Raw genomic sequence first — 21,797 nt, 5'->3', positions numbered from 1 at the left:
CCGTGAACCACCGAGTCCGCACGTTCGCGCCCGTCCTGCCGGTCATCGCCGTGATCGCCCTGCTCGGGCTGCCGCTCACCCCGGGCGAGAGCGGCGCCGGTCCGGCCGACGCGGTCTCCGGCCTGGTGGTGCTGTACTGCGCGATCCGCCTGCTGCGCGACCGCCGCCGCCCGCTGACCCCAACGGCCATGCTGGTCATGGGACTTCCGGTCCTCGGTCTGTCGATCGCCGCGATGGACGCGTCCTCACCGGGCGCGGGCCTCGGCGGCCTGGGCCGCTACCTCCAGATCTTCGTGCTGGTCCCGGCGGCGGTCGTGCTGCTGATCCGGGACCGCCGCGACTTCCGCGTCCTGGCCTGGTCGTTCGTCGCCCTCGCGGTGTGGCAGGGGGCGATCGGCGTCAAGCAGTACGTCACCGCGACCGGCGCGTCCTACCAGGGCGAGGACATCCGCGCGGTGGGCACCTTCGGCCCGACCGACGTGATGGGCATGGCGACGGTCGTGTCCTTCGGCCTGATCTGCGCCCTGGCCCTGGCGCTGGGCCGAAAGGACGCCCGCCAACGGACAGTTGCAGCAGCCTGCGCCTTCGCCCTCCTCCTCCCCCTCGCCCTCTCCTTCAGCCGCGGCGCGTGGATCGCGACGGCCGCGACCTGCGCGCTGCTCCTGGCCCTGGCGGGCCTGCGCCGCGCCCTGAAGGTGGCGGCGGCGGTGACGGCGGCGGCCGTGGTCCTCGTCGGCGGCTTCGGCGTCGGCACGTCGATGCTCCAGGAGCGGATCGACAGCATCACCCAAGTCACCGACGCCCCCGACCAGTCGGTGATCGACCGCTACACGATGTGGGCGGCGGCGACGGCGATGTGGCGCGAACACCCGCTGACCGGCGTCGGCTTGAAGGGCTTCCCCGAACACCGCGACGGCAACGCGTCGTTGGCCCTGTCCTCGGGCAGCGACACGGAGGGCGCGGGCGCCGCCTTCCTCAAACAGCCCCTGCTCTCCCCCCACAACATGTACCTCCTGGTCCTCAGCGAACAGGGCCTCCTCGGCCTCCTCACCCTGGCCGGCAGCTGGCTGGCCCTCCTGGTGTGCGCACTCCGCGGCCTCTTCCGGGTCCACCGCGCCCAACTCCCGTCCCTGGACTGCGCCCTGGTCTCCACCGGCCTCCTGATCTGGCAACTGGTCGACTTCGCCTACGCGGACATCGGCGGCCCCTCCACAGTCCTCACAGCAGTCGTCTTCGGCCTGGCGGCCTGGTGGTCCCTGGTGGGAGCGAACGAGGAGAGCCGGCCCACGGCGGCAACTCCGGTCCCCGTGAGCGCCGAAGGGGCCCTGACCCGATGACGGTGAAGCCTCCGACACCGGCCGGCACCACCCCGCTGAAGGGGCGCGGGGAACTGCGCGACCAGCCCCCACCACGCGGCACCCAACCACCCACCGACCCCACCCAGATCCCCACCCAACCCCCCTCCCCCGACCACACCCCCACCCCGGACTCCCGCGGCTTCCTCGCCAAGGCCGCCCTGATCACCGCCGCCCTCTCCCTCACCGGCTCCCTCCTGGGCCTCGCCAGAGACCAGTCCCTGGCCCGCCTCTTCGGCGCGGGCAGCGAGACGGACGCCTTCCTCGTCGCCTGGACGATCCCGGAGTTCGCCGCCACCCTCCTGATCGAGGACGGCCTCGCCTTCGCCCTGATCCCGGCGTTCAGCATGGCCCTCGCCCGCAGAGCCCAGGGCGCCCCGGGCGACCCGGTCCGCTCCCTGGTGGCCACCACGCTCCCCCGCCTGACCCTGGCCTTCATCGCGGTCTCGGCGCTGCTCATCGGCACAGCCCCCTACCTGGTGGAAGCCCTGGCTCCCGGCCTGCCGAACCCCGCGCTGGCCATCAGCTGCACCCGCCTCACCGCCACCTGCGTCCTCAGCTTCGGCCTCGCCGGCTACTGCAGCGCGGCCCTCCGAGCCCACCGCCGCTTCGTGGCCCCGGCCGCGATCTACGTGGCGTACAACATCGGCATCATCGCCGGGATGTACGCCTTCGGCGCCCGCTGGGGCGTCCGCTCGGCGGCCCTCGGCGTGGCAGCGGGCGGCTTCCTGATGGTGCTCACCCAACTCCCCTCCTTGTGGCGTCAGTTGACGAGCCACAAGCCCGCCACCCCGGACACACGCCCCGCCGAGCCCCGCCCGATGAACCTCGCCCTGATGGCCACGGTGCTGCTCTTCGCGCTGTGCCGCCAGTCCCAGGTGCTCATCGAGCGCTTCCTGGCCTCCAACCTCCCGGCAGGCGCCATCTCGCATCTGAACTACGCGCAGAAGGTCGCCCAGATGCCGATGGTGCTCTCGCTGATGCTGTGCACGGTCACCTTCCCGGTGGTCGCGCGGGCGCTCGCCGAGGGCGACACGGAGAAGGCCCGGGACCGGGTGGAGCGGGATCTCGCCCTCGCCTCCTGCCTGGTGCTGCTGGGCGCCGCCACGGTGATCGCCTGTGCCCCGCAGATCATCCAACTCCTCTTCCAGCGCGGCGCGTTCACCGCGCACGACACCGCGGCCACGGCCGGCGTGATGCGCGTGTACGCGCTCGGACTGCTCGGCCAGACCCTGGTCGGCGTCCTGGTCCGCTCGTACTTCTCGGCGGGCCGCCCCACCTGGTACCCGCTCGGCGCGATGGCCGCCGGCATCGTCGTCACCACCTGGATCGGCGCCTGGTCGGTCGATTCCTGGGGCGTCATCGGCATCACCGTCGCCAACGCCGCCGGCATCACCTTCACCGCCGTACTCCTGCTGTACGGATCGGGCCCGCGCAGCGTCCCGATCCGCACCCGGCAGGTCCTGATCGAACTGTCCCGGCCGGTGCGCGCGGCCGTGATCGCCACCATCGCGGGGGCGTTCGTCGCCCACGCGCTGCCGTCCCCGCTGCTCGGTCTCACCGTCGGCTGCACCACCGTCACCGTCGTCTTCGTCCTGCTCGGCTGGGCCCTGGGCGCCCAGGGCTTCGCACCCGCACTGGAATCCGTACGCTCCGTCACACGAAGGCTCTCGCATGGCCGCTTCCGTTGATTCCCCGACCACCGGCAGACGCGTCACGGGCCCGGTCCCGTGGGTGGCGATGTACCACTCCGTGGGCGACTGCTCCGACGACCCCTACCGCATCACGGTGTCCCCCGACCGCCTCGCACAGCAGCTGAGGTGGCTGCGCGGGCGCGGTCTGCGGGGCGTCTCCATGACCGACCTGCTCGCCGCCCGCGCCCGGGGCGAGGGCCAGGGCCTGGTCGGTCTCACCTTCGACGACGGGTACGCCGACTTCGTCGACAACGCCCTGCCGCTGCTGTCCCGTTGGGGCTGCGGTGCCACCCTCTTCGTCCTCCCCGGCAGGCTCGGCGGCGACAACGCCTGGGATCCGCAGGGCCCCCGCAAACCCCTCCTCACCGCCGACGGCATCCGCCAGGCGGCCGCCGGGGGTGTGGAGATCGGCTCGCACGGCCTCACCCACGTCGACCTCACCAAGGCGGACGACGACACCCTGCACGCCGAGGTCACCGAAAGCCGCTCACGGCTCCGGGAGTTGACCAACTCCCCCGTGGGCGGCTTCTGTTACCCCTACGGCACGATCGACTCCCGCGCGATGGACGCCGTCCGCGCGGCCGGTTACGCCTACGCCTGCGCCATCGACCCCGGCGAACTCAACGGCCCGCACGCGCTCCCCCGCGTCCACATCGGCCAGAACGACACCGCCGTACGCCTCTTCCTCAAGTACCGGCTGCACCGCCTGCGCCGCCGCCCGGTGGAGGGCCTCGCATGAAGGCGCTGCACATCATCACCGGGCTCGGCGTCGGCGGCGCCGAGCAGCAACTGCGGCTGCTGGTACGCCATTTGCCGGTCGACTGCGATGTCGTGACGCTCACCAACCCGGGCGCGGTCGCCGACGGCCTGACCGCCGACGGGGTGCGCGTCTTCCACCTCGGCATGACCGGCAACCGCGACCTCGCCGCCCTCCCCCGCCTGGTCCGCCTCATCCGCACCGGCCGCTACGACCTCGTCCACACCCACCTCTACCGCGCCTGCGTCTACGGCCGGCTCGCCGCCCGGATCGCGGGCGTGAAGGCGGTCGTCGCCACCGAACACTCCCTGGGCGACTCGCAGATGGAGGGCCGCGACCTCAGCGCCGGGGTCCGCGCCCTGTACCTCGCCAGCGAGCGGTTGGGCCGCTCCACGGTCGCCGTCTCCCCCACGGTCGCCGAACGCCTCAAGCGCTGGGGCGTACCGGGCCCGCGCATCGAGGTCGTCCCGAACGGCATCGACCTGGCCCGCTTCCGCTTCGACCCGGTCCAGCGCCTGCGCACCCGCCAACGCCTCGGCCTCCCCGAGGGCGCGTACGTCATCGGCGGCATCGGCCGCCTCGCCGCAGGCAAACGCTTCGACGTACTGATCCGCGCGTTGGCCCAACTCCCGGACGACTACTGGCTGTTGCTGGTCGGCGGCGGCACCGAGGAGAACCTCCTGCGCCGCACGGCCCACGACTACGGGGTCGCCGACCGGGTCCTGTTCACCGGCGAACGCCCCTACGTGCCGGACGGCACCCCGGGCCCCGACCTGCCTTCCCTCACCGCCGCGATGGACCTGCTCGCGTCGCCGTCCCCCGAGGAGGCCTTCGGCCTGGCGGTCGTGGAGGGACTGGCGTCCGGGCTGCCCGTGCTCTACGCGTCCTGCCCCGCCATCGAGGACCTCCCCCCGCAGGCCGCGCCCGCCGCCCGCCGGGTGCAGGGCGGCCCCGAGGTCTTCGCCCGCGCGCTGGCGGCGGCCCGCGCGCAGGGCCCGCGTCCGCGCACCGCCCCGGACGCCGCCCACCACTACTGCATCACCCGCAGCGCCGCCCACCTCATGGACGTGTACGCGGCGGTCTCCACCACGTCGCCGTCCCCCGTACCCCAGGGAGCCAGTTCCTCATGACCGAGATCCGACAGCACCTCCCCCTCAGCCGCGCGAAAGCCCTCCCGGCCTGGACCCTCCTCGCGGCCGGCGCCGTGACCGGCGGCCTGCTCGGCGGGGCGTACGGCGTCGTCAAGACCCCGACGTACACGGCCACCAGCTACGTCATCGCCGTCCCCACCGACAAGGCCGACTCCTCCACCGCGCTCGGCTTCGCGCAGGCCTACGGCCGGGTCGCCACCCAGCTCGCGGTGCTCGGGGACGCGCAGGTGTGGGCGGGCGTGCCGGTGAAGACGCTCCAGTCGAGCGTGCAGACGGCCACCTCGCCCGACGCGCCGATGGTCGCCGTCACGGCCACCTCCTCGCGCGCGGACCTCGCCGCCGACATGGCCAACGCCGTGTCCCGCTCGCTGACCGTGCACGCGAACGACGCGAAGGACTCGACCCACGTCGAACTCCAGACCTTCGCCCGCGCCATCAAGCCGGCCGGCCCCTCCTCCGCCTCGGCCGCGGTGACCGGCCTGGTCGGCGCGAGCGCGGGAGGCCTCCTCGGCGGTCTGCTGCTGCTCGTCCGCCCGCGCCGCTCCACCGACGAGACCGGCCGCCCCGCCTCCGTCCCCAGCCCGGCCACCGCGGCCGACGTCCTGTGACACCGGTGTACTCGACCGAACTCGTCACCGACGCCCAGCAGTTCGCCGAACTGGCCCCGGCCTGGGGCCGGTTGTACCAGAGGTCCGGCGCGGCGACCCCGTTCCAGTCCCACGCCTGGCTGCACTCCTGGTGGCTGTCCTACGGCCGAACGGGCCGCCTGCGCCTGCTCGTTGTCCGCGACGGCCGCGAACTCGTCGCCGCAGCACCCCTGATGCTCGTCCGGAGCCCGGTCCCCTCCCTGGTCCCGCTCGGCGGCGCGATCTCCGACTACGGCGACATCCTGCTGGACGACGAGCACGGCGACCCGGCCGTCGCCGCGCTCACCGAGGGCCTCGCGTCCGCCGCCCGCACCGCGCTGATCGACTTCCGCGAGGTACGCCCGGGCGGCGCGGTCGAGCGCGTCTACGACCGCTGGCGCGGCCCGCGCCGCCGCGTCCACGACTCGCTCTGCCTGGAGCTGCCCGCGGTGCCGATGGCCGACCTGGTCGCCCGTCTCCCCTCCTCCAAGGCCCAGCGCGTCCGCGCCAAACTCCGCAAGCTCACCGCGCTCGGCGTCGAGCGGCACGTCGTACAGCCGGACGACGTGGACGGAGCGCTGCGGCGGCTGCTGGAGCTGCACCAACTCCAGTGGCAGGGACGGAAGGTGACGACCGAGCACCTCCAGACCCGGTTCTGCGAGCACCTGGTCCGCTCGGTCGGGCCGATGGTCCGCTCCGGCGACGCCGTCGTCACCGAGTTCCGGCTCGACGAGGACGTGGTCGCCGTGGATCTGACGCTGTTGTCGCGGCGGCTCGCGGGGGGTTATCTCTACGGCGCGCATCCGCGGCTGCGGGAGCGGAAGGCGGATGTCGCGGTGATGCTGCTCGACGCGTGTGCCGAGCACACCGGCGCCGACGAGCCGCGCACACTGAGCCTGCTGCGCGGGGACGAGCCGTACAAGCACCACTGGCGGCCCGAACCGGTCGTCAACCAGCGGCTGTTGCTGGCCCGGCGGCGGACGGCGCCGCTGATGGGGGCGGTCGTCTGCGATGTCGCCGCGCGCCGGCGGGGCAAGGTGCTGGTGCGGAAGTGGAAGGAACGCGGTGGCGACGGACCGTGAGCGGCCCGCCGCCACCTCCGGTTCAGCGGTTGCGCTGCCACCAGTCGAACTTCACGCACAGCTTCCCGCCGAGCCAGTACTCCACCCAGTCGCCCAGCTCGACCGGCGAGCAGTTGGCCGGGTGCGTCGGGGTCGGCGGGGTGACGGGCTTGGTCGGCTCCGGGGTGACCGGAGTCGTCGGCGTCGTGGGGGTCGTGGGCGCGGTCGGTGTCGTGGTCGGGTCCTCGGTGCGGCCGAACAGCACCGAACGGTAGACCTTGGACGACTTCGGGTTCTGCGAGCACTGCCACACACCGTGCGGGCAGTAGTCGGTCACCGTGTTGTACAGCGGTTTGTGCTCGTCCATCCAGGCGAGCATCCGCTTCATGTACTCCGCGTTGTCCCCGTTTCGGAAGAGTCCCCATTCAGGATAGGAAATCGGCTTGCCGTGGGATTTCGCGAAGTCCACGTGTGCCTGAAGTCCGTAGGGCTCTTTCACCTGCTCGTCGAACGTCAGCCCGGAAGGCTGGTCGTACGAATCCATTCCGACGATGTCGACCGTGTCGTCCCCCGGATAGCACTCCGTCCAGGGCACGGCGTCCCGGCCGCGGCTCGGAGTGAAGTCGAACCGGAATTTCTGGCCCGGCACCGAGCGCATCGTGGTGACGATCCTGTTCCAGTACTTCTTCCAGGCCTCCGGGTCCGGCCCGCAGCGAGAGGTGTACGTGGTGCCGTTCATCTCCCAGCCGAGCACGATCACCGTGTCCGGCACCTTCAGGTCGACCAGCCGCCGGGCGAGGGCCTTGAAGTGCTGATCGAACTCGCCGGCCGCGCCCTGCTGGAGCAGCCGCCGCACCTCGAAGTCGGAGACGCCGTCCTCGTTGCGCTCCTGCATCGGCACGTTGAGCACGAGCATCCGGTCGGACTTCTCGGTCCGCCAGTCCGCCCACACGTCGAGGAGACCCGGGGCGCCCTCGATGTCGCTCCACTGGTTCCCGGGCAGGTAGGTGTGGCCGACGCGCAGCTCGGCCCCGCCCAGCCACGCGCTGAGCGCGGCCATCCGGGCCACCCCGCGCGCCCCGGAGTCGAGGAAGGCCCCGAACGCGGGGGCGTCCTTGGGCGCGGGGGTCCTGGTGGCCTCGGGCGCCTTGGTGACCTCGGGGGTCTTGGTGGCCTCGGGGGTCTTCGCCGGTTCTACGACGGCCGAAGTCGTGGGGGTGGTGGTCACGGGAGCAGGCGGATCGGTGGCCCGCGCCACCTCCGCTCCCGCCGCGAACCCGGGACCCGACGCGAAGGCCGCCGACGCGGCGACCGTAGCCGCGATGAAGGCCAGTCGGGCGGTCCGGGACCGTCGCTGCTGTGGGGCCATGTCTGCTCCTCTCTCCACTCTCGCATTCCGTTCCGACTCTTCTTTTTCTTCTACTGACACTCAGTCATATGAATATGAATTACGCCACCGCCGTTACGGCTTCCGAGTTCCCCTATCGCCCGCACGGGTGAAACGAACCGAAGGAAACAGTCCGTGTCGCTGCTTGACACCCGTGTCCCCGCAGTTCTTTTGCGGATCGACCGGAATCCCTTTCACCACGGCACGCTGGGGGCCGTGCGTTCACTGGGCCGGGCGGGAGTGGAGGTGCACGTGGTCGCCGACTCCGCCGCAAGTCCCGTGCGCAGCTCCCGCTTTGTCTGCCGGATGCATCCCCCGCCGCCGGCCGGCGCGTCGCCCGCCGAGATCGCCGGGACGCTGCGCCGGGTGGCCGCGGGGATCGCGCGTCCCGCCGTGCTGATCCCGATGGACGACGCGAGCGCCGTCGCGGTCGGCCGGCTGCGGGACGAGCTGACGCCCTCGTATCTGCTGCCGCATCAGCCCGGCGCGCTGCCCGAACGGGTCGCGGACAAGGCCGAACTGGCCGCCGTGTGCGCGGACGCGGACATCCCGCACCCGGTGACGCTGATCCCGGAGAGCCCGGCGCAGGCGGCGAGTGCCGCGTGGCAACTGGGGCTGCCGGTGGTCGCGAAGTGGAGCCGGCCCTGGCTGGTGCCGGCCGGGACCGGGCTGCGCAGCACGGTGGTCGTGCACAGCGCGCAGGAGGCGCGCGAGCTGTTTCTGCGCGCCGAGGAGGCGGGCAGCAGACTGCTGCTGCAGACGTTCCTGCCGTCCGGACACGACCGCGACTGGTTCTTCCACGGGTACGCCGACCGGTCAGGCGCCGTGCGCGGCGGCGGCACCGGCCGCAAGCAGCGCGCCTGGCCGCGCGGCGCGGGCCTGACGGCGGTGGGCCGCTGGACGCCCAACCCGCAGGTGCAGGCGCTCGCCGAACGGCTCACCGCCTCGCTCGGCTACCGGGGCATCCTCGACCTGGACTTCCGCCGCTGCGGCTCGACCGGCCGCTACCACCTGCTCGACTTCAACCCGCGGCCCGGCGCCCAGTTCCGGCTCTTCGCCGACACCGCGGGCCTGGACGTCGTCCGCGCCCTGCACCTGGACCTGACCCACCGTCCCCTGCCGGACGGGTCACCGCGCCCGGGCCGGACGTTCGTCGTCGAGAACTACGCCCCGCTCAGCGCACTGCGCCCGACCCTCGGCGGCAGCGAGCTGGCCTGGCACGCGCCGGACGACCCGGGACCCGGCCGGGCGATGTGGGGACTGTGGGCCCTGCACGTGCTGCGCAAGGTGCGCGGGCGGCTGGGCGGGACGGCTCCGGCGGCACGTCCGACCGAGGCCCGGGTGGTACGGCAGGCGAGCGAGAGCCTCGTCAACAGGCCTGTGGAAGCAGCCGAGTTGACCAAGGTGACCGAGTTGAGCGATGACGAGAAAGCGAGCAGCTGCTGATGTACGACCTGCTGGTGGTGGGCGCGGGCCCCTACGGCCTGTCCATCGCGTCCCACGCCGCGGCCGCCGGGCTGAACCTGCGCGTCTTCGGCCGGCCGATGGCGTCCTGGCGCGACCACATGCCCCGCGGCATGTTCCTCAAGTCCGAGCCCTGGGCCTCCAACCTCTCCGACCCTGAAGGCCGTTGGCCGCTCGACGTGTACTGCGCGGGCCAGGGCGTGACCTCCCGGCACGGCGAGCCGATCCCGGTCGAGATGTTCGCCGACTACGGCCTGTGGTTCGCGCGCAACGCCGTGCCCGAGGTCGACGAGCGCACGGTGGAGCGCATCGCGCCGGTGCCGGGCGGCTTCGAGGCGATCACCGACGACGGCACGGTGCTGCACGCCCGTACCGTCGCGCTCGCGGTCGGCGTCATGCCGTTCGTCGAAATCCCGTCCGCGCTAGGGGGGTTGGGCCGCACCCTCGTCTCGCACAGCAGCCACCACAGCGCGCTGGACGAGTTCCGCGGCAAGGACGTCACGGTGATCGGCGGGGGCCAGGCGGCACTGGAGACGGCCGCGCTGCTCGCCGAACAGGGCACGCGGGTACGGGTGTTGGCGCGTGCCGACGAACTGTTCTGGAACGACGTGCCGCCCGCCTGGGAGCGCCCGTGGTGGCAGTCGGCCCGCTCCCCGCACAGCGGCCTGGGCTGCGGCTGGCGCAACTGGTTCTACTCGGAACGCCCCGGCCTCTTCCACCGCCTCCCGGAGTCGACCCGGGCCAGGATCGCCGCTACGGCACTCGGCCCCGCGGGCGCCTGGTGGGTACGGGACCGGGTCGAACCGGCGGTGGAGGTGCTGCTGGGCCACGAGGTCGCGGCGGCCGACGTGGTGCCGGGCGGGGTGCGCCTGGAGACGGTGAGCCGGGAGGGCGGGACCCGCACCCTGGACACCGAACACGTCATCGCCGCAACGGGGTTCAAGGCCACGACCGGCCGACTCGGGCTGCTCTCCAGCGAGTTGAGGGGCTCCCTGGCCACGGTGGGCGACGGTTCCCCCGAAGTGGGCCGGGACTTCGAGTCCTCGCACCCAGGGCTCTTCATGGCGGGTCTGGTGACGGCCGCGGGCTTCGGCCCGGCGATGCGCTTCGTGCACGGCGCCACGTTCACGGCGGGCGCGCTGGTGCGGGGGGTCCGGCGCCGGCTGCACTCGGAGCCGCGCACGGGCATGATCCCGGCCCCGGGACGACGGGGCACTCCGAACCTCGCCCGGCGCTGAGGCACGGGCGGTGCGGGTGTGCCGGGCGGAGACGTCCGGCACCCCGCGTGCATCACCTACGGGACGCGGCTCGGCCTCGTCGGTAGAGGATCGTGCCACCCGCGATCAGCGCCGCACTCACGGCCGAACTGGCCAGCATGGCCTCGCTGCCGGTGTGCGCCAGAACGGGCGGCGGGGTGTGCTCCCCACCGGAGGGCGGAGGCGTGTGCTGCCCGCCCGCGGGAGGAGGCGGGGTGTGCTCGCCACCACCGGGAGGCGGGGTGTGGTGCCCACCGCTCGGAGGCGGCGTGTGGTGCCCACCGCCGGGAGGGGGCGTGTGGTGCCCACCACCGGGGGGCGGGGTGTGGTGGTGCCCACCGCCGGGAGGCGGGGTGTGGTGGTGCCCGCCGCCGGGAGGCGGGGTGTGGTGGTGCCCACCGCCGGGAGGCGGGGTGTGGTGGTGCCCGCCGCCGGGAGGCGGGGTGTGGTGGTGCCCACCGCCGGGAGGCGGGGTGTGGTGGTGCCCACCGCCGGGAGGCGGGGTGTGGTGGTGCCCACCGCCGGGAGGGGGCGTGTGGTGGTGTCCGCCCGTGGGCGGAGGTGTGTGGTGCGGAGGAGGCGTGTGGTGCGGAGGAGGCGTGTGGTGTCCGCCCGTGGGAGGCGGCGTCTCCTCGCAGTCGTCCGGGGTGCCGTAGCCCGAGTGGTCCCCGTGGCCGTGACCCGCGTGGTGACCGTGGCCGTAGCCGGTGTGGTCCCCGTACCCGTACCCCGAGTGATCTCCGGAGCCGTACCCCGTGTGATCCCCGTACCCGTACCCGGAGTCATCCCCGGAGCCGTACCCCGAGTCGTCTCCGGTGCCGTAGCCCGAGTCGTCGTCGGAGTCGACGTAGGAGTCGACGTAGGACTGAGCGGGCGACCGGTGCCGGCCGGTGTGGGAGGCGTGCTCGCTGTGCCGGTGGTCCTTGTCGCCGGCGCAGGAGTTGCCGAACGTCGGGTTCAGCCCGGACACCCCGTCGGCGGTGTTGCCACAGGCGTTGACCGGTACGTCGACCGGGACCTTGACGCTGTTGCCGGACAGGACGCCCGGCGAATCCGTAGCAGCGCCGCCGGCGTACGTGTCGGCCACGGCGGGGCTGCCGCACAGGGACAGAATGCTTGTCGCGGCGGCCGCCGCGACCATTCCCTTACCCAGGGTCTGTCGCAATCTCGTTGTCTTCCTGCTTGAAGTGGGAAAAGCCGGCCTTGGAAGCGGAAACTGTCCAAGGCCGGCCATGAGACAGCCGGAACGGCTGGGGTGCTACGTCGTCAGTCGTTGACGCACGTGTTGCCGAACGCCGGGTTCAGCAGGCCGATCACGTCGATCGAGTTGCCGCACACGTTGACGGGGATGTGCACGGGAACCTGGACCACGTTGCCCGAGAGGACACCCGGCGAACCGATGGCGGCACCCTCGGCACCGGCGTCGGCGAAGGCCGGGGCGGCCATACCGAGAGCCATGATCGCACCAGCGACAACAGCAGCGCTCTTCTTCATGAACGTTCCCTTCTCTGCGGTCATGCCCACCATGACCTGCAGCCTGTAAAACGAGGGATAGACGCAGGAAGAAACTCAAGAACGCGTGTCACCTGACAATTCACTCGATCGTCCGCACCGAATTGACAAGATGGACGCAGCAGAGCAGAAACGGTTCTCTTCAAGGGAAGACAGCTTTATTCAGCGGTCCGGGCGACCCGCACGGAAAATCCGGCGGGCCGCCCGGGTCACTCTCAGGCGTACGGTCGTCAGCTGCCGATGGCGCCGTTGCCCGACAGCACCGGGATGTTGTCGGCGAGGTGCGACAGCGGCTCGTCACCCTTGGCCTGGGTGGAGTTCTCGGCGCACTGCTGGTTCTGCGGGGCCGACAGGACGGGCACGTCCTGCAGGACGGTGACCGGCACCAGCACGCCCACGAGCGAGGCCGCGTTGGCCTTGACCGGCACCCCGAGGCAGAGCTTGTTCAGGGTGCCCTGGGCGAGCGACAGCTGGGGGCTCATGTTGCCGGCCGTCTTGGCGTTGCCAAAGGCCTGCTCGGCACCGTTCCCGTTGACCGTGGTGACGCCGTTGTCGTTGCCGATGGCCAGCGCCTGCGGGGCGGCCGTCGCCGAGACGCCGACGACGGAAGCCGCGACAGCCGTCGCAGCCATTGCCTTCTTGAGCATTTCTGCGGTCCTTTCCTGGCAGAGACACAATTCCTGCTCCCCCATCAACAGGGGCGGGCCGGATTGGTTGCGTGGCTTCACCCGGTTGGATTCATCTGAGCCATTGGAGTGAATCGGAGCAACCATGCGGCCCGGCGCCAGTTGTTCAGGTCGCTCCGGTGGACGGGGTTACTCCAGAAGGGACCACGCAAGTGATCAAGAAGGTTATGGCTGCTGCGGCTGTCGCCGCTTCCGTCGTCGGAGCCTCGGCTGCCGTCGCCGCCCCGGCGATGGCGATCGGTAACGACAACGGCGTCACCACGACGAACGGCAACGGCGCCGAGCAGGTCTACGGCAACCAGGCCACGTACGGCAACATGAGCCCGCAGATGGCGCTCATCCAGGGTTCGCTGAACAAGCCCTGCATCGGCCTGCCCGCCAAGGCGAACCTGGCCTCGCTGGTCGGCCTCGTGCCGGTCACCGTCGCGCAGGACGTGCCGATCCTCTCCGCGCCGCAGAACCAGCAGTGCACCGAGAACTCCACCCAGGCGAAGGGCGACGAGCCCCTGTCGCACATCCTGGACAACATCCCGGTGCTCTCGGGCAACGGCTCCGCGGGCAGCTGACCTCGCGGACGTTCACAGCGGGCCGTCGAACTCTCGGCGGCCCGTTGGTTTGTCCTTCAGAATCCTTGCCTTCCCCAGCAGGCGCCGGCCCCCGTCGAGCATCCCGCCCCGGAGCGAGCCAACTCGCCTGCAGGTAAGCCGACTTATTGCTCCATTCGGTGCAAACGCCGCAACCAAACCGGCGGGCACCCAGTTGATCATCGCGCGGCTCCGCAACGGGAGTCCGTCCTCCGAAAGGGATTGAACATGAAGAAGCTGTGGGCGACCGCGGCTGTTGCCGCCTCCATCGCCGGTGTCTCGGCTGCCGTCGCCACCCCGGCGATGGCGATCGGCAACGACGACGGTGTCACCACCACCCAGGGCAACGGCGCCGAGCAGAAGTACGGCAACCAGGAGACCAAGGGCGACATGAGCCCCCAGCTCTCCCTCGTCCAGGGCACCCTGAACAAGCCCTGTGTCGGCCTGCCCGCCAAGGTCAACGCCGCCTCGCTGGTCGGCCTCGTGCCGGTCACCGTTCTGCAGGACGTGCCGATCCTCTCGGCCCCGCAGAACCAGCAGTGCACCGAGAACTCCACCCAGGCCAAGGGCGACGAGCCGCTGTCGCACATCCTGGACAACATCCCGGTCCTGTCGGGCAACGGCGCCGTGGGCAGCTGACCCCACCAGCACCACAGGAGCGGGCCGCCGAGCACATCGGCGGCCCGCTCTTCCGTGTCGTGGCACCGACTCCGCTACGGCCGCTGCGACTTGGGCCGCGCGTAGAGGGCCTCGATGTCCTCCGCGTAGGCCGCCGTCACCACATTCCGCTTGAGTTTGAGGGACGGGGTGAGCAGGCCGTTGTCCTCGGTGAACTCGCCCTCGATCAGGGCGAAGGCGCGGATGGACTCGGCGCGGGAGACGGCCTGGTTGGCGTGGTCGACGGCCTTCTGGACGTCGGCGCGCAGGCGGGGGTCCTCGACGAGGCCGGCGAGCGGGGTGTCGGCGGGAAGCCCGCGCACCGCCAGCCAGTGGGCGAGTGCCTCGGGGTCGAGGGTGATCAGGGCGGCGACGTACGGGCGGTTGTCGCCGACGACCAGGACCTGGCCGACCGGGGCGCGGCTGCGCAGGCGGTCCTCCAGGACGGCCGGGGAGACGTTCTTGCCGCCGTTGGTGACGAGGATGTCCTTCTTGCGGCCGGTGATGGTGAGATAGCCGTCCTCGTCGAGCGCGCCCAGGTCACCGGTCGCGAACCAGTCGTCCTGCAGTACGGCGTCGGTGGCCGCCGGGTTGTTCCAGTAGGCGCCGAAGACCACCCCGCCCTTGATGAGCACCTCGCCGTCGTCGGCGATGCGGATCGCGGTGCCGGGGACCGGGAGGCCGACCGTGCCGGGGCGGGGGCGCAGGGGCGGGACGACGGTGGCTGCGGCGGTCGTCTCGGTGAGGCCGTAGCCCTCGTAGACGATGATTCCGGCGGCCGAGAAGAAGAGGTTGAGGTCGCGGTCGAGCGGGGAGCCGCCGCTGATGGCGTACCGCATGCGGCCGCCGAGTTCCTTGCGGATACGGCGGTACACCAGCAGGTCGTAGAGGGCCCACGCGGCGTAGAGGGCGGGGCCGGGGCCCTTGCCGGTGCCGAGGAACTTGTCGAGGTAGGCCGCGCCGAAGCGGACCGCGACGCGGTCGGCGCGGTCGAAGGACGCGGCGCGGCCCAGCTTCTCGGCGGTGGCGCGGCCGGTGGCGTGGATCTTCTCGAAGAGGTACGGGACGCCGACGAGGAACGTGGGCCTGAACTCCTTCAGCGCCGGGCGGAGTTCGTCGGGCTTGATGCTCGGGCAGTGGCCGACCTCGATGCGCGCCATCAGACAGGAGATCTGGAGGGTGCGGCCCATGATGTGCGCGAGCGGGAGGAAGAGGAGTGTCGAGGCGACCTGGCCGGTGACCTCCGTGAAGAGGGGGTGCAGCAGCTCGACCAGGTTGGCGGCCTCGGCGTGCAGGTTGGCGTGGGTGAGGACGCAGCCCTTGGGGCGTCCGGTGGTGCCGGAGGTGTAGCAGATCGTCGCGATCGTGTCCGGGGTGAGGGAGGCGCGGCGCTTGGTGATCTCGTCGTCCGGCAACTCCTCACCCAGGGCCGCGAGTTCGGCCATGGCTCCGGCGTCCAGCTCCCAGACGCGCGGGGGTTGGGGGTGGCGGGCCGTGGCGGTGGCGACCGTGTCGGTGTTCCCGGGGGTCTCCGTGACGACGAAGCGGGTGCCCGAGTCCCGGACGATCCACTCCACCTGCTCGGCGGAGGAGGTCGCGTAGATCGGTACCGTCTGGCCGCCGGCCGCCCAGACGGCGAAGTCGAGGACCGTCCACTCGTAGCGGGTGCGGGACATGACCGCGACCCGGCCGCCCGGTTCGAGGCCCGCTGCGATCAACCCCTTTGCCGTGGCGGTGACTTCGCGGGCGAAGGCGGTCGCGGTGACGGGGTGCCAGGTGCCGTGCCGTTCGCGGCGGAGGACCACCGTGTCGGGGGCCTCTGCCGCGTTGGTGAACGGGAGATCGGCGGTGCTGCCGGTCGTCGGGCGCGGGGCGAGCGGCGGTGTGCTCGCCTCCCGTACGACGCCCCGCTCGTCCCTGGTGAGTTCGACCCGGGTGCGGGCCGCCAGGTCGGTGCGTTGCCGCGCCCGCTTCAGGTCCTTGCGTACGCCCATGACGACTGCTCCCGGTCGACGGTGAGACGGTGGCTGGGGCGTCAACTTACTCGCAAGTAGGGGAAGGTCAATGGGGTCTGTGCGGTTCCGGTGGGTTCAGTCCGTTCGGCGTGCCTCGTCGATCGCTTCGGCGAGCTGTCGTACGTCCTTGTCCTCCGTCTCCTTCGCCAACGTGTGCGCTCGGGAGGCGAGTTCGCCGAGGCCGGGGTTGCCGGGCAGCTCGGTGGAGCGGAGGGTGTCGGCGAAGTAGGCGGCGACGGCGGTGACTTGGAGGGTGGCCGGGGCACTGTTCAGGGAGCCGTGCAGGGCGTCGGTCTCCAGTTGGCCCGATTCCTCGTGCGGGGCGCGGGTGTCCGGGTCGAGCCAGCGGACGCTCGCGGTGGCGAGGTGGCCGTCGGCGCCGGGCCTCGTGCGGACGGCGTAGAGGGCGGTGACGGTGTGGCCGGGGCCGATCTCGCCGCCGTCGACCTTGTCGTTGCGGAAGTCGTCGTCGGCGACCTTGCGGTCCTCGTAGCCGATGAGACGGAACTGCGCGACCGTCTCGGGGTCGAAGGCGACCTGGGCCTTGGCGTCGCGGGCGGTGAGGTCGATGTTCTGCGGGAGCTGGTCGACGAAGACCTTGTGGGCGTCGGCGTCGTTGGCGACGTAGGCGGTGTGGCCGTCGCCCTTGTCGGCGAGTTTCTCCATGAGGGCGTCGCCGTAGTCGCTGCCGACGCCGACCCCGAAGAGGGTGATGCCGTGGTCGCGACGTTCGTGCGCGATGCGGTCGAGGATCGAATCGGCGTTGGTGTCACCGGTGTTGGCGAGTCCGTCGGAGATGAGGACGACGCGGTTGGTGGCGCCCTTGCGGAGGCCCTCGGTGGCGGTGGCGTAACCGGTCTCGACGCCGGCGCCGAGGTTGGTGGCGGACTGGGTCTCCAACTCGTCGACGGCGTCGTGGACTTGGCCTCGGTGGCCGCCGAGGCGGGTCATCGGGAGGACGGTCTCGGCCTCGTCGCTGAAGGTGACGAGTGCGACGGAGTCGTCGTCGTGGAGGCGGTCCGTCATCTCGTCGAGGGACTTCTTGGCGAGGTCCAGGCGGCCCGTCTCGCTCATGGAGCCGGAGACGTCGATGACGAACGTCAGGGCGGCGGGCGGGCGTTCGGCGGCGGAGTCGGCGGTGCGGGTGGCGAGGCCCACGCGGACCAGGGACCAGTCGCTCTGGTCGGTGCGGGCGCCGTCGACGGTGACCGTGAAGCCGTTGCCGTCGGGGCGGTCGTAGTCCTGGCGGAAGCTGTTGACGAACTCCTCGGGACGGATCGTCGACGGGTCGGGGCGTCGGCCCTCGGCGAGGGCGCGGCGGGCGTAGCCGTAGGAGGCGGTGTCGACGTCGAGGGCGAAGGTGGAGAGGTAGTCGGGGGGCGGGGCGATCTTGTCGTCGGGGGTGCCGGTCTGTTCGCCGTCCTGCTCGCTGCCGTCGTCGCCGCCGGAGGTGACGGCGGGAGCCGGGGCGGGGAAACCGGTGCGGTCCGTCGCGTTCGAGGTGTTGGAGTCGCTGCCGCCGCCCGCGCCGCAGGCGGTGAGGAGCAGGCCGCCCGCCGCGGTGAGGGCGAGCAGGGTGGCGCGCAGGCGCCGGGGTTTCCGGGTGCGGTGGTGGGCGTACTCCTGCCCGGGTCGTGTGCGGTCGGTCTCCATCTCCCGTGCCCCCTCGGTCCGTTGACGTCGGCTTCTGCGACTGTGACGGCGGAGGGGGCGGGAATGTGCGCTACGGGGAGTTGCGGAAGCGTCTCGAAGGGGTCGCGATCAAGGGCCTTCGAGACCGGTGGGAGATCCTCCGGTGACCTAGGACACGATGTCCTTGCGGGCGAAACCCCGGAAGGCCAGGGCAAACAGCACGATGGCGTACGTAACGGAGACCGCCGTGCCCTGGATCATGCCGGACCACTCGGGGTGGGGTTGCACGGCGTCCGCCCAGGCGAACTGCCAGTGCGCGGGCAGGAAGTCGCGCCAGTGGCCGAGGGCGGTGACGGCGTCCAGGACGTTGCCCACGATGGTCAGGCCGACCGCGCCGCCGACCGCGCCGAGCGGGGCGTCGGTCTTGGTCGAGAGCCAGAACGCGAGCCCCGCGGTGACCAGTTGGGACACGAAGATGAACGCCACGACCACCAGCAGGCGCTGGGCCGCCGTGCCCGCGCCGATCGCGCCGCCGGTGGGCAGCTCCAGCGGGCCCCAGCCGTAGGCGGCGGTGCCGACGGCGAGGGCGACGACCGGGAGCAGGATCATCGCGGCCAGGCTGAGGGTCAGACCGACGACCAGCTTGGACCAGAGGAGGCGGGCTCTCGGTACTGGTGCCGCGAGCAGATAGCGCAGGGAGGACCAGCTGGCCTCCGAGGCGACCGTGTCCCCGCAGAACAGGGCGACCGGGACGACCAGGAGGAAGCCCGCCGACACGAACAGGTTCACCGCGGCGAAGTTGGCGCCGGACGCGGTGGCCGTGTCCATCAGGGTCACCTGGGAGCCGCGCTCGCCCGGGGTGCCGCCGATCGCGAAGGCCGCGACCAGGATGAAGGGCAGCGCGGCGAGGATGCCGCCCATGATCAGCGTGCGGCGCCGCTTCAACTGCCGGACCAGCTCGACCCTCAGGGGCAGGGTGCGGCCCGCCCGGTAGCCGGAGGCCACCTCTACGGGCTCGGCGAGCGTGCTCATGCGGAACCTCCGATCAGGGTGAGGAAGGCGTCTTCGAGCCGGCGGTGCGGGCCGAGGGAGGAGACCGGGACCTCCAGGCGGACCAGCTCTACGAGGAGGCGGGCGGCGGTGAGTGTTTCAGTGCCGTCGGTTGCGCGGGTGGCGTTTGCGAGGGTGCCCGAGTGTGCGGCGGCTTGTAGTTGTTCGTCTGCTGCGCCGTCGTGGCTGGGCGCGCTCTGCGGCGGAGCCGCTGATGGATGCAGCCCCGCGCCCCTTTGGGGCGCTGCCGACAGGCGTACCAGGAGGGCGCCCTCTGTTCGTATGGCCGACTCGACCCCGGGCAGGGCCGCCACTTTCTCCACCAAGGGCTCCGGGATGTCTGTTGCGAGGCCTACCAGGAGGGTGTCCTCCGCGCCGATGATCTCGGCGACCGGGCCCGTCTGGACGAGACGGCCGCGGTCCATGACCACGAGGTGGGTGCAGGACTGTTCGACCTCGGCGAGGAGGTGGCTGGAGACGATGACCGTGCGGCCCGCCGCCGCGTAGCGGATCATCACCTCGCGCATCTCCCGGATCTGCGGCGGGTCGAGGCCGTTGGTCGGTTCGTCGAGGATGAGGAGGTCGGGGAGGCCGAGCATGGCCTGGGCGATGGCGAGGCGCTGGCGCATGCCCTGGGAGTAGGTGCGGACCGCGCGGGCGAGTGCGTCGCCGAGGCCCGCGATCTCCAGGGCCTCCTCCAGGTGGGCGTCCTCGGGCGGGCGTCCGGTCGCCTGCCAGTACAGCTCCAGGTTCTCGCGGCCGGAGAGGTGCGGGAGGAAGCCCGCGCCCTCGACGAACGCGCCGACCCGGGAGAGGACGGGGGCGCCCGGGCGGATCGCGTGGCCGAAGACCCTGATCTCACCGGCGTCCGGCTTGATCAGGCCCATCAGCATGCGCAGGGTGGTCGTCTTGCCCGCGCCGTTCGGACCCAGGAGGCCGAGCACCTGGCCCTTCTCGACGCGGAAGGACAGGTCCCGCACCGCGTACCGGTCCGCCGACTTGGCGTAGCGCTTGCTCAAGTCGGTGATCTGGAGCGGGACTTCGGCCAGTTCGGGGGCGGGGGGTGCCGTGGCGGTGCGTCGGCGGCCGGTCAGCAGCAGGGCCAGCGCGATGGCCACGCCCGCGAGCGGGAGCCACCACACCCAGGACGGGAGGGTCGCCGCAGCGGTGGTGACACCGGGGGCCGTCGGCACCTTGAGGTCGCTCTTCAGGGTGACGGTGTACGTCGCCGGGGCCGCCGGTGAGGCGTATCCGAGGTCCGTCGAGGCGAGGACCAGGCGCAGGTGGTGGCCGCTCTGGACGTCGTAGTCGATGACCGGGAGGGTGATCGTGACGTCCTTGCCGGACTTGGCGCCCTCGACCCTGAGGGGGGTCACCAGCTGGGAGGGGAGCACCTGTTGGGTGCCGCTCGGGCCCACGTCGTAGACCTTGCCGAAGAGGACGGCGTCGTCGCTCGTCGACTTCACATGGACGGTGACCGTGGGCGAGCCGGTGACGCGGAGGCCGGTGGTGAGGGGGGCCGAGTCGAACGCGGCGTACTGGCCGGGGAAGTCGAGGGAGACGCCGATGCCCAGGGAGGAGAGCTGGGACAGGCCGCCGGTGCTGCCCAGGCCCGGCAGGGCCGAGATCGCGGGCGGGCTGGCGCCGGCCGGGTTGGCGAAGGACTGCTCGCGACGGCCGGTCAGGGCGAACGCGCGCGGGTCGCTCTCCAGGCCCGGGTAGGCGCTGCCGCTCGCGCCGCGCAGCAGGGCGGCGCCGTCCGTGGAATCGACGCCTCCGGTGCGGGTGACGCGGAACGCGGGCCCGGTGTCGGTGTTCTTGTCGTCCTTCAGATACCGGTCGAACCAGGACGTCACGCGTGCCTGGACGCGGCCGGTCTCCATGTCGCCGCCGTCATGGCCGCCGGCGATCCAGTCGACGTCCACGGGGGCGCCGTTCGCACGGATCGCCTTCTCCGCCGCGTCGGCCTGGCCGAGCGGGAAGAGGGAGTCCGTCTGGCCCTGGAGCAGGAGGGTCGGCACGTTGATGCGCGTCGCGACGGCCGACGGGGAGCGGGCCTCCAGGAGTGCGCGGGCCTGGGCGTCCGGCTTGCCGGACTCGGCGACGCGGTCGTACATCTGGCACAGCGTGGGCTCGAACTTGGCGCAGCCGCCGCCGGAGTTGATGAAGATGCCGGCCCAGAGCTTCTTGAAGACGTCGTTCGGGAACAGGGCGTCCGCGAGGTTCCAGTACGTGATCGCCGGGGCGATCGCGTCGACCCGGTCGTCGTAACCGGCGGCCAGGAGGGAGATCGCGCCTCCGTAGGAACCTCCCGCCATCCCCACGCGCGGGTCGCCCGGTTTGTCGAGTTCCACGTCCGGCTGCTTCGCCAGCCAGTCGATCAGCTTCGATACGTCCTTGACCTCGCCCGACGGGTCGTTCAGGCCGATCTTGCCGGTGGATTTGCCGAAGCCGCGGGCCGACCAGGTCAGTACCGCGTAGCCGTCGCCGGCCAGGTCCTCGGCTTCTTTTCGTACGTCTTCCTTGCTGCCGCCGAAGCCGTGCGCAAGGAGGACGGCCGGGCGGCGCGTCGATCCGCCTGTCGTGAAGTACGAGGTGTCGAGTTCTACCCCGTCGATCGCCATCGTCCGGTCCGTCCGGTGGACCGGGGGCTTCGTGTCGGAGGCCGCGGCCGTCCAGGTGCCTGCGGCGGCCAGTACGACGACCGCGGCGGTGGCTGCCAGCCAGCGCCGGGGGTGTTTCAGTCGTCGTAGGCCTTGCAGCCCGGGCAGTCGAAGATCCATGCGTTCAACGGTACGGGGCGTCTCTGACAGTTGGGGGAGACCCTGGGGTGAGCCGGGGATGGCTGTGTACCGCGCTGGGAGTACGGGCTCTGGGGTGGGGGGCCTGTGTGCGTTGCCGGGTGCGGGC

General features: G+C 71.8%; 18 protein-coding genes. 10 read left to right on the top strand and 8 right to left on the bottom strand.

The window, feature by feature from the left end; all coding sequences use genetic code 11:
- Positions 1 to 2 precede the first annotated feature (2 nt).
- Genes OHT77_RS28975 through OHT77_RS28950 form a run of 6 tightly spaced genes read left to right on the top strand, consistent with a single transcriptional unit; the run spans position 3 to position 6,665 of the window.
- The gene (locus OHT77_RS28975; protein WP_328831358.1) at positions 3 to 1,337 is read left to right on the top strand and encodes an O-antigen ligase family protein; all 1,335 of its coding nucleotides are present in this window, start codon (positions 3 to 5) and stop codon (positions 1,335 to 1,337) included.
- Positions 1,334 to 3,046, top strand: a complete 1,713-nt coding sequence (murJ, locus tag OHT77_RS28970; RefSeq protein WP_328831357.1) for a murein biosynthesis integral membrane protein MurJ — start codon at positions 1,334 to 1,336, stop codon at positions 3,044 to 3,046. Before OHT77_RS28975 ends, murJ begins: the two co-directional genes overlap by 4 nt.
- Positions 3,030 to 3,788 (top strand): polysaccharide deacetylase family protein, encoded by a 759-nt coding sequence (locus tag OHT77_RS28965; protein WP_328831356.1) that lies wholly within the window; start codon positions 3,030 to 3,032, stop codon positions 3,786 to 3,788. The genes murJ and OHT77_RS28965 overlap by 17 nt, the downstream gene beginning before the upstream one ends.
- Complete coding sequence (locus OHT77_RS28960; RefSeq protein WP_328831355.1) at positions 3,785 to 4,936, top strand: glycosyltransferase; 1,152 nt, start codon at positions 3,785 to 3,787, stop codon at positions 4,934 to 4,936. The genes OHT77_RS28965 and OHT77_RS28960 overlap by 4 nt, the downstream gene beginning before the upstream one ends.
- Positions 4,933 to 5,565 (top strand): lipopolysaccharide biosynthesis protein, encoded by a 633-nt coding sequence (locus OHT77_RS28955; RefSeq protein WP_328831354.1) that lies wholly within the window; start codon positions 4,933 to 4,935, stop codon positions 5,563 to 5,565. Before OHT77_RS28960 ends, OHT77_RS28955 begins: the two co-directional genes overlap by 4 nt.
- 5 nt (positions 5,566 to 5,570) lie before the next feature.
- Positions 5,571 to 6,665: a GNAT family N-acetyltransferase gene (locus tag OHT77_RS28950; protein ID WP_443048147.1), complete on the top strand. Its 1,095-nt coding sequence runs from the start codon at positions 5,571 to 5,573 to the stop codon at positions 6,663 to 6,665.
- Between the two features lie 22 nt (positions 6,666 to 6,687).
- On the opposite strand, the gene OHT77_RS28945 is transcribed toward OHT77_RS28950, so the two are convergent.
- Positions 6,688 to 8,013 (bottom strand): glycoside hydrolase family 26 protein, encoded by a 1,326-nt coding sequence (locus OHT77_RS28945; protein WP_328831352.1) that lies wholly within the window; start codon positions 8,011 to 8,013, stop codon positions 6,688 to 6,690.
- Positions 8,014 to 8,166: 153 nt separating this feature from the next.
- On the opposite strand from OHT77_RS28945, the gene OHT77_RS28940 reads away from it, so the two are divergent.
- Together OHT77_RS28940 and OHT77_RS28935 are read left to right on the top strand one after the other, a co-directional pair.
- Positions 8,167 to 9,477, top strand: a complete 1,311-nt coding sequence (locus OHT77_RS28940) for a carboxylate--amine ligase (RefSeq protein ID WP_328831350.1) — start codon at positions 8,167 to 8,169, stop codon at positions 9,475 to 9,477.
- Complete coding sequence (locus OHT77_RS28935) at positions 9,477 to 10,733, top strand: NAD(P)-binding domain-containing protein (RefSeq protein ID WP_328831349.1); 1,257 nt, start codon at positions 9,477 to 9,479, stop codon at positions 10,731 to 10,733. Before OHT77_RS28940 ends, OHT77_RS28935 begins: the two co-directional genes overlap by 1 nt.
- A gap of 52 nt (positions 10,734 to 10,785) precedes the next feature.
- Here the strand turns inward: OHT77_RS28935 and OHT77_RS28930 are convergent, their stop codons facing one another.
- The 3 genes from OHT77_RS28930 to OHT77_RS28920 form a co-directional block, all read right to left on the bottom strand.
- Positions 10,786 to 11,916 (bottom strand): chaplin, encoded by a 1,131-nt coding sequence (locus OHT77_RS28930; RefSeq protein WP_328831348.1) that lies wholly within the window; start codon positions 11,914 to 11,916, stop codon positions 10,786 to 10,788.
- Between the two features lie 101 nt (positions 11,917 to 12,017).
- Complete coding sequence (chpD, locus tag OHT77_RS28925) at positions 12,018 to 12,245, bottom strand: chaplin ChpD (RefSeq protein ID WP_026178071.1); 228 nt, start codon at positions 12,243 to 12,245, stop codon at positions 12,018 to 12,020.
- Positions 12,246 to 12,493: 248 nt separating this feature from the next.
- Positions 12,494 to 12,910: a rodlin gene (locus tag OHT77_RS28920; RefSeq protein ID WP_328831346.1), complete on the bottom strand. Its 417-nt coding sequence runs from the start codon at positions 12,908 to 12,910 to the stop codon at positions 12,494 to 12,496.
- A gap of 191 nt (positions 12,911 to 13,101) precedes the next feature.
- Between OHT77_RS28920 and OHT77_RS28915 the strand changes: the two genes are divergently transcribed.
- Together OHT77_RS28915 and OHT77_RS28910 are read left to right on the top strand one after the other, a co-directional pair.
- Positions 13,102 to 13,515 carry a rodlin gene (locus OHT77_RS28915; protein WP_200711929.1) on the top strand — a complete coding sequence of 138 codons (414 nt, stop codon included), beginning with the start codon at positions 13,102 to 13,104 and terminating at the stop codon, positions 13,513 to 13,515.
- 246 nt (positions 13,516 to 13,761) lie between these two features.
- Positions 13,762 to 14,172, top strand: coding sequence for a rodlin (locus OHT77_RS28910; protein ID WP_266768829.1), 411 nt, complete (start codon positions 13,762 to 13,764; stop codon positions 14,170 to 14,172).
- 74 nt (positions 14,173 to 14,246) lie between these two features.
- Here the strand turns inward: OHT77_RS28910 and OHT77_RS28905 are convergent, their stop codons facing one another.
- The 4 genes from OHT77_RS28905 to OHT77_RS28890 form a co-directional block, all read right to left on the bottom strand.
- Positions 14,247 to 16,184, bottom strand: coding sequence for an AMP-dependent synthetase/ligase (locus OHT77_RS28905; RefSeq protein ID WP_328831345.1), 1,938 nt, complete (start codon positions 16,182 to 16,184; stop codon positions 14,247 to 14,249).
- Between the two features lie 96 nt (positions 16,185 to 16,280).
- Positions 16,281 to 17,858: a vWA domain-containing protein gene (locus tag OHT77_RS28900; RefSeq protein WP_328831344.1), complete on the bottom strand. Its 1,578-nt coding sequence runs from the start codon at positions 17,856 to 17,858 to the stop codon at positions 16,281 to 16,283.
- 147 nt (positions 17,859 to 18,005) lie between these two features.
- Positions 18,006 to 18,869, bottom strand: coding sequence for an ABC transporter permease (locus OHT77_RS28895; RefSeq protein ID WP_266768833.1), 864 nt, complete (start codon positions 18,867 to 18,869; stop codon positions 18,006 to 18,008).
- Positions 18,866 to 21,670 carry an alpha/beta fold hydrolase gene (locus tag OHT77_RS28890; protein WP_328831343.1) on the bottom strand — a complete coding sequence of 935 codons (2,805 nt, stop codon included), beginning with the start codon at positions 21,668 to 21,670 and terminating at the stop codon, positions 18,866 to 18,868. The genes OHT77_RS28895 and OHT77_RS28890 overlap by 4 nt, the downstream gene beginning before the upstream one ends.
- Positions 21,671 to 21,797: the final 127 nt, after the last annotated feature.

The organism is Streptomyces sp. NBC_00252, from assembly GCF_036187565.1.
Lineage (GTDB): Bacteria > Actinomycetota > Actinomycetes > Streptomycetales > Streptomycetaceae > Streptomyces.
This window is presented reverse-complemented; position numbering and strand designations above follow the sequence as displayed.

What these genes read in the sequence shown, in the direction of transcription:
- murJ (WP_328831357.1), top strand. Translation starts at nt 1,334, where the DNA reads ATGACGGTGAAGCCTCCGACACCGGCCGGCACCACCCCGCTGAAGGGG.
- OHT77_RS28965 (WP_328831356.1), top strand. Translation starts at nt 3,030, where the DNA reads ATGGCCGCTTCCGTTGATTCCCCGACCACCGGCAGACGCGTCACGGGC.
- OHT77_RS28960 (WP_328831355.1), top strand. Translation starts at nt 3,785, where the DNA reads ATGAAGGCGCTGCACATCATCACCGGGCTCGGCGTCGGCGGCGCCGAG.
- OHT77_RS28955 (WP_328831354.1), top strand. Translation starts at nt 4,933, where the DNA reads ATGACCGAGATCCGACAGCACCTCCCCCTCAGCCGCGCGAAAGCCCTC.
- OHT77_RS28945 (WP_328831352.1), bottom strand. Translation starts at nt 8,013, where the DNA reads ATGGCCCCACAGCAGCGACGGTCCCGGACCGCCCGACTGGCCTTCATC.
- OHT77_RS28935 (WP_328831349.1), top strand. Translation starts at nt 9,477, where the DNA reads ATGTACGACCTGCTGGTGGTGGGCGCGGGCCCCTACGGCCTGTCCATC.
- chpD (WP_026178071.1), bottom strand. Translation starts at nt 12,245, where the DNA reads ATGAAGAAGAGCGCTGCTGTTGTCGCTGGTGCGATCATGGCTCTCGGT.
- OHT77_RS28920 (WP_328831346.1), bottom strand. Translation starts at nt 12,910, where the DNA reads ATGCTCAAGAAGGCAATGGCTGCGACGGCTGTCGCGGCTTCCGTCGTC.
- OHT77_RS28910 (WP_266768829.1), top strand. Translation starts at nt 13,762, where the DNA reads ATGAAGAAGCTGTGGGCGACCGCGGCTGTTGCCGCCTCCATCGCCGGT.
- OHT77_RS28905 (WP_328831345.1), bottom strand. Translation starts at nt 16,184, where the DNA reads ATGGGCGTACGCAAGGACCTGAAGCGGGCGCGGCAACGCACCGACCTG.
- OHT77_RS28900 (WP_328831344.1), bottom strand. Translation starts at nt 17,858, where the DNA reads ATGGAGACCGACCGCACACGACCCGGGCAGGAGTACGCCCACCACCGC.
- OHT77_RS28895 (WP_266768833.1), bottom strand. Translation starts at nt 18,869, where the DNA reads ATGAGCACGCTCGCCGAGCCCGTAGAGGTGGCCTCCGGCTACCGGGCG.
- OHT77_RS28890 (WP_328831343.1), bottom strand. Translation starts at nt 21,670, where the DNA reads ATGGATCTTCGACTGCCCGGGCTGCAAGGCCTACGACGACTGAAACAC.